This window comes from Bacteroidota bacterium, assembly GCA_016183775.1.
In the GTDB taxonomy this organism is placed as follows: domain Bacteria; phylum Bacteroidota; class Bacteroidia; order JABDFU01; family JABDFU01; genus JABDFU01.
Window position 1 is genome coordinate 21,550 of record JACPDY010000104.1, and the last position, 11,646, is coordinate 33,195.

General features: G+C 42.1%; 5 protein-coding genes. 4 read left to right on the forward strand and 1 reads right to left on the reverse strand.

All coding sequences use genetic code 11. The features are described 5' to 3' along the window. Positions 1 to 2,663 (forward strand): T9SS type A sorting domain-containing protein (locus HYU69_13345; protein MBI2271322.1); only part of this gene is annotated, 2,663 nt, incomplete at its 5' end. A gap of 185 nt (positions 2,664 to 2,848) precedes the next feature. Here HYU69_13345 and murB read toward each other — a convergent pair. Beyond that, a complete protein-coding gene (gene murB, locus HYU69_13350) occupies positions 2,849 to 3,862 on the reverse strand; it encodes a UDP-N-acetylmuramate dehydrogenase (GenBank protein ID MBI2271323.1) in 1,014 nt (337 codons plus the stop codon). 412 nt (positions 3,863 to 4,274) lie between these two features. Between murB and HYU69_13355 the strand changes: the two genes are divergently transcribed. From HYU69_13355 to HYU69_13365, 3 genes are all read left to right on the forward strand, one after another. Continuing rightward, the gene (locus HYU69_13355; GenBank protein ID MBI2271324.1) at positions 4,275 to 5,390 is read left to right on the forward strand and encodes a glycosyltransferase; all 1,116 of its coding nucleotides are present in this window, start codon (positions 4,275 to 4,277) and stop codon (positions 5,388 to 5,390) included. Positions 5,391 to 5,414: 24 nt separating this feature from the next. Next, complete coding sequence (locus HYU69_13360) at positions 5,415 to 6,533, forward strand: glycosyltransferase (protein MBI2271325.1); 1,119 nt, start codon at positions 5,415 to 5,417, stop codon at positions 6,531 to 6,533. 542 nt (positions 6,534 to 7,075) lie between these two features. Then, positions 7,076 to 11,479 (forward strand): gliding motility-associated C-terminal domain-containing protein, encoded by a 4,404-nt coding sequence (locus tag HYU69_13365; GenBank protein MBI2271326.1) that lies wholly within the window; start codon positions 7,076 to 7,078, stop codon positions 11,477 to 11,479. The last annotated feature ends 167 nt before the right edge of the window (positions 11,480 to 11,646 follow it).

Below are 11,646 nucleotides of genomic sequence, written 5' to 3' on the forward strand. Positions count from 1 at the left end.
TAGTTGTAGCCAATTATTTTTCCAGTGCATATAATACAACTGCGCACGAGTTAGGACATGCTTTTTATTTATATCATACTTTTAATGGCGACGGAGGTAATGTTTCCTGCCCGGTTAACAATGCATGTTCAAGTGATGGTGATAAGGTTTGTGATACACCTCCCCACAAGCAGGGAGATTGTGGAACAACTGATGTTTGCACAGGAACAGGTATTTGGGCGAACTCCAAAAATAATCAAATGAGTTATTGCGGGACCCGTTACATTTTTACAGCGGATCAGAAGGCCAGAGTGACTGCCGCTGCAAATTCAGCTCCGAGGTCCAGTTTGTTAACTTCAAATGGATGTACTCCTGTATTAATGACGGCGACCAGCAACAGCCCGCGATGTATCGGAACAACATTGAACTTATATGGCTCCGGCGGCGTCACCTATTCCTGGAGCGGTCCCAATGGATTTACTTCCGCTTTGCAAAATCCAGCGATTTCAAATGTGACCCTCGCAACTGCAGGGGTTTATACAGTTACCATAACGAATTCACTCAATACTACAAGCACTTTAACTACCAGTGTTACTGTAATTACCTCATCTGCATCGGCTACTGCCAGCAGCAGCAGTCCGGGTTGCATCGGAGCGCCTGTTAATTTATTTGCTTCTGCCGGTGACTCTTATTCCTGGGCAGGTCCAAATGGATTTACATCGGCATTACAAAATCCAACCATAAACAACGCTTCATCTCTTGCCGCAGGAACATATACAGTGACAGTTAATAGTGCTGGTTGTACGAGTACCGCTACAACCGGTATTGTGATGAATGCTTCTCCTGCTGCCGGAATTAGTGCAGGAGGGCCAACTACATTTTGCCCGGGAAATTCTGTCGTTCTTACCTCGAATCCATCAAATTTATATTCATGGAGCAGTGGTGCCACCACGCAAAGTATAACAGCAACCCTTTCCGGAACCTATACAGTTACTGTAACAAACAGTTTCGGTTGTACGGCTTCATCAGCCGTTGGTGTTACCCGGCTTCCGGCAATGTCTCTTGTAGTAACACCCACTGATGCCTCATGCGGGCTGAGTAATGGAAGCGCATCGGTTGCTGTTTCAGGAGGTACTTCATTACAAACCACAACAATACCTGAAGATTGGGAAAGTACAAACTCGTGGACCCTGGTTAATGGCAGCGAAACAAATAAGTGGTTTGTTGGAACCGCGACGGCGAACGGCGGCACAAGATCCATTTACATTTCAAATAATAGTAATGTCAACGCGTATACTGTCAACTCATCTGCTGCGGTGCATTTTTATAAAGATTTTGTTTTGCCGGCTTCAGCAAAGAATATTACGGTAAAATTCGACTGGAAAGGAATGGGTCAAAATGGACAGGATTATTTTAACGTTTTTCTGGTACCTGTTACAACGACTCCAACTGCCGGAAATACACTTTCTGCAGGGCAAATAGGAAGCGCTTCCTATAATCAGCAAAATAATTATACAACCGCCACGATATCCGGCCTTGATGCAAATGCCGGTACGACAAAAAGACTTGTTTTTTCCTGGCAAAATAACCAGGCGAAGGGCACTCAGCCTCCGGCCTCTATTGATAATATATCCGTAAGCTATGATGCAAGCGGTACGTATTCATATAACTGGAGTACTTCTCCTGTTCAATCTTCACAAATAGCCGGCAATCTTTCGGCCGGGACCTATACTGTTACAGTTACGGATGTTAAATCATGTACAAGTACATCAAGTGTTTCAATCTCGCAACAAAGTACATTCAGTATTAATATTACAGCAAGTGGTCCGACTACTTTTTGCCAGGGAGATTCAGTAAAACTTACCTCCAGCGCGGCTAATTCGTATTTGTGGAGTAATGGTAAAACAACTCAAAGTATTACAGTTACTGCTTCCGGTACATATTCTGTTCAGGGCACAAATACGTGCGGCAATGCTTCCGCTCAAACTACAGTAACTGTTATTCCGAAACCAACTCCGGCCATTACCGGCGGTATGATAATTTGTAACGGGAACAATACTACACTAACCGTTTCAGGTGGTACCAGCTACCTTTGGAACACAGGTGAAACCACTTCTTCAATCATTGTTTCGCCACCTATAACCACTACATATTCTGTAAATGTTACCGACAATGGATGTGCAGGAACTACGCTCGCTGCAATTACAGTTAATCCGCTTCCCGTAACTCCGACAATTACAGCTAACGGATCAACTTTGACATCCAGTTCCGCGACCGGAAATCAATGGTACATGAATGGGTTTCCTATTCCGGGGGCTACCTCGCAAACGTACATTGCTGTGGTGGCCGGTGATTACACTGTTGAGGTTACTGATGTTAATGGATGCTCTGATGTATCCGCCAGTTATACTTTAGCCACCGTAGGTGTCAAAATGATTTCTGAAAAGAGCATGTTTCAAATTCAGCCTAATCCGAATAACGGAATCTTTATTATTTCAGCAGCGGGTAACTCAGCAGTTGAAAAAATCAGGATATATAATATGTTGGGGAAAGTCGTTTACTTATTGGACCGGAATATTGGTATTACAACAAACGTTGATTTATCAGATGAACCTTCGGGAGTTTACTTCATTGAATTATTAACCGGCGGGAAGGTTTGCTATAAAAAATTAATAAAGGAATAAATTATACCATCATAAATCAATGCCGTTTAGTTAAGGATTTGGTCGTTTGTATTTTTCTTTTTTGTGGGGTTTGGTGATTTAGTGCTTTCGTGGCGGGTTGATTTTTGCCACCAAAACTCCAAACCTGCCTGCCGGTCAGCTACCGTATGGACACAAATACTTGTGGTGCGACACATATACACCTCTTATATAATATTGACCTCTCTTTCAAGTACCACATCAAACTTTTCGTTTACCGAATCCATGATGCGCTGCGACAGAGCGTAGATATCCTGACCATTTGCTTTCCCATAATTCACGAGTACAAGCGCCTGGTTCTTATGCACACCGGCATCACCAAATGTTTTACCTTTCCAGCCGCATTGCTCAATGAGCCATCCCGCGGCGAGTTTAACGGTGCTCTTCTGAGGGTAGGCAACAATTTCCGGGAACCTGACTTTTAAGCTCTCAAATTTGTCTTGCCCGATTTCAGGATTCTTGAAAAAGCTTCCGGCGTTTCCGATCAGCTCCGGATCAGGCAGTTTACTACTGCGTATATTTATAACGGCCCGGCTGATGTCTTTTATTGTTCGTTCTTTTACACCCATTGCCTCCAGTTCTTTTTCAATAGCGCCATAACTTGTATTGAACCGGGGTTCTTTATTTAGTTTGAATGTTACCGAGGTAATAATGAACTGTCCTTTTAGTTCATGCTTAAAAATACTTTCGCGGTAGCCGAACCTGCAATCGGTATTTGAAAATTTTTGCATACTGAGGCTGTCCAGGTGCAGAGCTTCCAGTTCAAAAAAGGTATCCTTGAGTTCAACGCCGTACGCGCCGATGTTTTGTAAGGGTCCGGCTCCGACTTTCCCCGGGATCAATGACATGTTTTCAACACCGGCGTAATTGTGTTCAATGCAATACATCACAAACCTGTGCCACACTTCTCCCGCTCCGGCTTTTATATAGTAATGAGCATTGTCTTCTTTGACAAGGCTTATGCCTTCAATATTATTCCGGATAATCAAACCATCATAGTTTTTGGTAAGCAGTATATTGCTGCCGCCACCCAGGATCAATTTTGAGACATCCCGGAATTTTTTTTCTGACAGAATTTCTTTTACTTCTTCAACAGAGGAAAATTCAAAGAGATACCGCGCGTTTGCATCAATATGAAATGTATTGTATGGCTTTAAGGAAATATTTTCACCGACCTTCATTGCGTTAAAAATACGAACTATATGCTGAATTTTAGCAGGTTTAAGTATGCTTGTTTGAAACAAGCTGCTTACTGCCGGTAGGCAGGGATTCTGTTGTGTCGCATTCAAATTGTATTAAATTCAAAGTGGAGGAGGTAAAAGTAGTAGTTCTAATTAGAGTTTATATCGAATAAGGATTTTTGGTGGACTTTTGTGTTTTGGTATTTTAGTGGCAAATGAATTTTCGCCACCAAAGCACGAAAGCTCCAAATTTTCACCAAATGTTTTTCTGTAAATTTCATATAATAATCTTATTCGGTATAATCTCTATTATAAGTTAATTTTTATTTAGCTGGCTGCTACGATCGTGAGAGAGCTATTTTCCTATCTTCGCAAATACCCTTTTGTATACATAAAAGGAGTTGAAATCAAGTTGAAGAAAGTCATTGTATCTGTAATAAACGACCTGGTAACAGACCAGCGCGTGCATAAAGTTTGCGCTACACTGCACAAGTTGGGCTTTGAGGTTGTTTTGGTCGGGAGAGAGCAGCGCAATAGTCTTAAGCTTGATAAGAGAGACTATTTTACAAAGCGTATGAGACTTTTGTTCGAAAGAGGTCCATTGTTTTACCTGGAATTCAATTGCCGTTTGTTTTTCTTTTTGTTGTTTCACAGATCCGATGTGTTGGTGTCAAATGATCTTGACACTTTGTTTCCGAATTATGTGATCTCTTTGCTTAAAGGCAGCTCTCTTGTTTACGATACCCATGAAATTTATACAGAGGTTCCTGAATTGCAAAACCGGCCTTTTAAAAGGAAGATATGGGAAGGCCTGGAAAGAAATATTTTTCCTAAACTAAAATATGTATTTACGGTTAATGAAAGCATTGCTTTTTGGTATAAGAATAAGTATGGGATTGAGCCAAAGGTTGTCAGGAATATACCACGTGGAGGTGTTGAAGCGGCAACGAAAACCCGGCAGGAGTTGAATTTGCCTGTTGACGGGAGGATATTGATTATGCAGGGGGCAGGAATAAATGTGCAGCGCGGAGCGGAAGAAACAGTTGAAGCGATGAAGTATGTAAATGATGCGCTTCTTTTGATGATTGGCGGCGGCGATGTTATCGATGAGTTGAAATTGAAAACGGAGCGTGATGGTTTAAATGAAAGGGTTAGATTTATTGGCAAATTGCCGTATACCGAGCTGATGCAATATACACGTAATGCAGACATAGGAATTACACTTGATAAGGACACAAATATAAACTACCGTTACAGCTTGCCGAATAAATTATTCGATTACATTCATGCCGGAATTGCTGTCTTGGCATCGCATTTAACCGAAATTGAAAAAATAATCAGGCATTATAATGTAGGGAATATTATTGATGATCATGATCCGAAGCACATTGCTCATAAAATAAATTCGATGCTTGAAAATAAAGAGCAATTGAATAAATGGAAGGAAAACAGTAAACATGCAGCCCGTGAATTGACATGGGAAAATGAAGAACAGGAATTGATAAAGGTATATAAGCTTTTAATGTAATGTAAGATCCCATAACTTTAAACTTTGAATTCAAAACACCTGCATATAATCACATTCGATGTTCCTTATCCTCCAAGTTATGGCGGGGTGATAGATGTGTATTTTAAAATAAGGGAATTGCACAGGCAAGGTATAAAGGTTCATTTGCATTGTTTTGAATATGGCCGTGCCATCGCTCACCAGCTTAATGAAATATGTGAGTCGGTAAATTATTATAAACGGAAAAAGGGATTGCGCTATATGTTCAGCTCACTTCCGTATATAGCCATTACGCGTTCATCGGAAGAACTGATGCAAAACCTGTTGAAAGATAATTACCCAGTCTTATTTGAAGGCTTACATTGCTGTTATCATATCAGCGATGCACGTTTGAAGGATCGGAAAAAAATTGTCCGTACTCACAACATTGAGCACGATTACTACTGCAGCCTGGCAAAAGTCGAGAAGAAAATGTTAAAGCGGGTTTATTTTAAAAGTGAAGCGGGGAAGCTGGAGCGATTCGAAGCCGTATTGAACAGGGCTGAGCATATTCTTGCGATTTCTCCGGCCGATATGAAGTATTTATCTCAAAAATACAAATATGTGATCCAGGTTCCGGCTTTTCATCCCGACGAAAAAGTGATAATTGAGCCGGGTAAAGGAAATTTCGCGTTTTATCATGGGAACCTGGAGGTGGCCGAGAATATTGAAGCGGCCTTATACCTGATCAATAAAGTGTTTAATGGTATTCATGTGCCTTTGATCATTGCCGGAAAAAATCCGCCGGCTTTTTTAATTGATGCAGCGAAACGATACAACAATATTGAATTCCGGGCAAATATATCGACCGAAGAAATTTACAAGTTGGTTAAGGAGGCTCAGATCAATGTGTTGCCTACTTTTCAGTCGACCGGAATTAAATTAAAGCTTTTGACTTCTCTTTTTAATGGCCGGTACTGTGTGGTAAATCCTCCGATGGTAGATGGTACTGAACTCAGGAATTTATGCATAGTCTGTGATTCTGCGGCTGACATGAAAAAGGAAGTGATCCGTTTGTTCGACCTGCCGTTTGATACAGCGGAAATCCTCCGACGCGAAAAAGTGTTGCTCGAGAAATTCTCAAACACTATAAATGCGGCAAAAATAACCGAACTTTTTAGGTAAAAATTTTCTTCCGGATACGCAATATGTAAAACCCGCACTATTCGTTTTTGGTTCGTTCATCTTTTCAAAAAGCTCAGGCATTTTTGCTAAGCTTATTTATCTTCTTTTTAGCCTTAAATAATACGATACTGTATCAATGTTGTTTGGTTAGGCGTTCGTATTTTTCTTTTTTTGGGGATTGGTGCCTGCCTGTCAGATTTTCACCAAAGCATTTTCTTAACTAAACGATATTGATTTATGAAGGGTATAAAGTGCTACTTCATTCATTTAGCTATGATATATATAATTTGGTTTATATAACTTTTTTAAATAAAGTATAAAATGGAAATGTTATTAATATATTGATAATCAAATAGTTATTATTATATGATATGCGAATTATATGCATGATTTTTATATCCTACCTGTATAGTCGAATTAGATATGATATTATAGGATAATAATGATTTGAAATATGCTCCATTTCGGGCGAATTTTACTCTATTAATGAGTAGAGTATGTTTTTCGGTGTGTCAATTTTCAGGGCACGAAAAAACCGGTAAATGGGTATGATAGAAATAAATCTGTTGAATATTTTTTCTGAGTTAAACCAGGTGAAAAATCCGACCAATAATAATCGCAAAATGAAATTAAATTACAAAAAAACGGTTCGTATATTTTTGTTTATTTTATTCTTAACCAATTTAAATATTTTTGCAAGCCATATTGCCGGCGGAGAGATCAGTTACGATTATTTAGGTGGAAATAAATATCAGGTAACGTTAAAATTCTACAGGGATTGTTCCGGAATTGATTTCCCGAACCCTGCCGGAATATCGATATATAACTCCGCCGGGCAGCTGGTTCAAACAGTCAGTGCTTCATTAGGGCCGGTAATCAGTTTGCCCGCAAATCCACCTTCTCCTTGTACATCAATTCCACAGGGCATTTGTATTGAGATGGCCACTTATACAACCACAGTCACTCTTCCACCCATCCCTGGCGGGTACCAGATCGAGTTTAAAGAGAATGCAAGGAACAGTGGTATAATTAATGGCCCCGCAGGCTTCAGCGCGTATTCTGCCACTATCCCTGATGTTTCTTTGGCAGCGGTTAACAGTAATCCCAAATTTAAGAGTACTCCTCCGATCTTTATTTGCGCCGGAAGTCCGTTTTCATCTGACAATTCAGCCACAGACGCGGATGGCGATTCTTTGGTGTATTCTTTATGTTCTCCTTTGGAGTCGGTGGTTCCATACACACCATACCCTTTTACTCCGCCATATACAGCCACAAATCCAATGGGTGGCAGTATATCCATGAATCCTGTTACGGGTTCGCTGACGGGCATTCCTAACACGATCGGAAAATTTGTTGTAGGTGTTTGTGTTACTGAATACAGGAAAGGAAAATTTCTCTCCACCACTACCAGGGATTTTCAGTTTAGTGTAGTTAATTGTGTCAGCCTGAGTACGGCATCAGGCTTAAGTGCTTTAACTAATTGCAATTCACATGAAGTGACTTTTTTCAATAACAGTACGGGCGCGTCAGGTTATTTGTGGAGATTTGGAGACGGACAAACTTCAACGTCCGCATCTCCCGTACATATTTATCCCGCTATAGGTACGTATACCGCAGTATTGATCGCGTATACGTCTAATCCCCTTTGTAAAGATTCCACAACTATTATTGTCAATGTGGATCCTTGCCGGCCATGTGGAATGAATGTATCCGCTGTAACCACACCCGCGGATTGCGGTGTTGGAGGATGCGGAAAAATTACATGGACCGTTCCGTGTACCAGTTGCTCGAATATAACCGTTAATAAGTGCGGAAGTGGCGCGTCAATATCCATTGGCGGCTCATGTGCCGGCAGTGTTGCTTTGTTATCTGCCTGTCCTGCCGGAGTTTTATGCGGTGGAACAGATGTTTCTCAGATCCCCGGCGCTACCTCGACATTTGTTCCCGGAAACTCTTGTTCCTGCAGTATTAATGTTGTAATATCAGGAACCAATAGGATCATATCCTATTGCACAAATAAACCTGTAACGCTGGGAACAGCAACAGTAACTGTAAATGGCGGTGTAGGTCCTTATACATATGGATGGTCGCCGGGAGGAAGTAAAAGCGCTACAGCAACAGGTCTTTCCGCCGGCGTTTATACTGTTATTGTAAAAGACGCGAATGGATGTGTGGAAGTAAAAAGTGTGCCGATAAGCGGTAAAGGCAGCATCACATTGTCCGCTTCAAAAACTGATATTACGGGTTGCGGGCTTTCCAATGGCACAGCTTCGGTGATCCCATCAAACGGATCGGGAAACTACACTTATTTATGGAGCCCGGGAGGCCAAACTACATCGGCTATAAGTGGTCTTGCAGCGGGAATTTATACTGTTATGGTAAATGATGCAAGCGGATGTCCTTCTTCTGCAACGGTCACTGTTAATGATGTTGTCAATATTAACGTTGCCGTTACCTCCACCGATGCAGCTTGTTCAAATTCTTCTGACGGTTTCGCAGGGGCCATACCTTCAGGCGGAGCTACTCCTTATGTTTACTCCTGGAATACTACACCTGTTCAAACCACCGCAAGCGCTACAGGATTGCCCAAAGGATTTTATATGGTGCAGGTTACAGACGCTAACGGGTGCACGGGTACTAAGGCTATTACACTTAATGCTCCGGGGCCTTTGGTACCTGTTATGTCAACTGTAAGCCCCGCTTGTTTTAATTCAAAAAACGGAACGGCAACTATTGGGATCACCGGCGGCACTCCGGGATACAGTTACGTATGGAGTACGAATGCGGCCAATCAAACCGGCACTGTTGCGACAGGTCTCACAGGGGGAGAAACGTACGCTGTTACCGTAACCGACTCAAAGAGTTGTACGGGTAAGGGAGTTATTTATGTACCACGGCCATCAGCCATCAACCATGACATTATTGACCGGAGCGCCGTAAATTGTTCCGGCGTGTTTGATGGCAAAGCGGAAGATATTGTTTCGGGAGGAACGCCCGGTTACACCTACATCTGGTCTCCGGGGGGCGCGACAACATCGTTGGCAGGTAATTTAGTTTCAGGGATTCAGTATGCGGTTACGATAAAGGATGCCAATAACTGTTCAGTTATTGATACGATCACTGTTTTTAATAAGGGGCCTTTGAAAATTACAACATCGTCAACCGAAACATGCGGTTCAACAAACAGTGGTTCTGCCACTGTATTGCCAACAGGGGGCAATACGCCATATTCATATTTGTGGAATCCCGGAACAATTAATTCACAGACACTTGTTGGTTTGGCGGCGGGAACGGCATATACTGTAACCGTAACGGATGGCAATGGCTGTACAATGACATCTTCGGTAACAATTAATAGCAGCCCGGCTTTAGTGCTGGACAAAACGGTAACAGGTTGTATGAACAACGCGGCCATTGACCTGAGTGTTTCGGGTGGAACCACTCCTTATATTTATAGTTGGCTTGGCGGACAAACCACAGAAGATGTTTCAGGCTTGTCGCCGAATACATATAATGTTACAGTTTGGGATGCTAACAACTGTTTTGATACTTTATCAGTAATAGTTCCTGTAATTCCTTGTCAGCCTTCTGTAATGGTTACAGGCGATAGTGTTTGTCCGGGTGGATGTAAACTCCTTAGCGCCGTTGTAAGCCAGGGAAAACCTCCTTTTACTTATTTATGGAATCCCGGTGCATCAACAGGTACTACTTTAAATGTGTGTTCAGGTACATCACAGGTTTATACTGTTACCATTACAGATATTTCCGGAGCCACTTCCACCGATACTGCTTTGGTTGCTTTCCGTCCGCAACCTGTAATTAATGTTGCCCCTGCCACTATTTGTGCGGGCGCGTCAGCGGTGCTTACAGCAAATGGCGCTTCCACATATGTATGGGCACCGTCTTCGGGGTTAAGCAGCACATCAGGTTCTTCGGTTAATGCCAATCCGTTTGTTACAACAACATATACGGTAACAGGGTCGGACAGCAAAGGATGTGTGGCTGTAACAACTGTAAATCTTACAGTTAATAGTCTCCCGGTAATAAATGTATCCAATGCGGCTGTTTGCATGGGCAGCGCGGCTACTCTTACAGCCGCCGGTGCCGTTACATATACCTGGGCGCCTCCTGCAGGATTAAGCGCAACAACAGGAGCTGTTGTAAGTGCCACCCCTTTAACAAGTACAACATATACGGTAACAGGTACAAATGCCGACGGCTGTTCAGCTGCGGCAACTGCTGGTGTTGTGGTTAATCCTGCACAGGTAACCCCGCTCGATCCGCATATTTGTCCGGGACAAAGTTACACCCTTGGAAACGGAACAGTTGTAACTAATCCGGGGATTTATATTGATACGTTGGTTTCAAAGATGAGCGGATGTGACAGTATTGTGATCACTACTTTAACAGTGAATATTCCGGCAGCCGACGCGGGAAATGATGTGGACATATTTAACACATTCAGCACACAGCTTGTTGCTGCCGGAGGTACCGTTTATAGCTGGACGCCGCCGGATGGATTGAGCTGCACAAATTGTCCGAACCCTGTGGCGGCTCCCGACACCACCACTATATATTATGTAAGAGTCACCGATGCCTACGGGTGTGAGTCGTTTGACAGTGTTAAAGTAACAGTGAAGGAATATATACCGTGTAATGCTGACGCGGATATAAACACCATCATTCCGAATGCATTTACTCCTAACGGAGATGGATTGAATGATGAGTTGTGTATACCGGATAATATATGTATCCGAAAGATCTCCTTAAAAATATTTGACAGGTGGGGCGAAAAGGTTTACGAAAGTTCGGACCCGGAGCATTGCTGGAATGGAGTTTACATAGGTAAAGAATTAAATACAGCTGTATTCGCCTATTATTTAACGATAGAGTACCTCTCCGGCAAAACTGACGTCGGAAAGGGAAACATTTCATTGATCAGATAATCGCATAAACTTAAAGACTGTTTAAATTTCATATAAAATAAATGTTAGGTCGCCCCGATGGGGCTTCGAATCATTGGGTTTTAATTTTCTACCAAGATTTCGCTCCTAACGGAGCTATTAAAATCCCGTAGGGATGGAATCTTGGTAGAAAAAAATAAATAATTTTT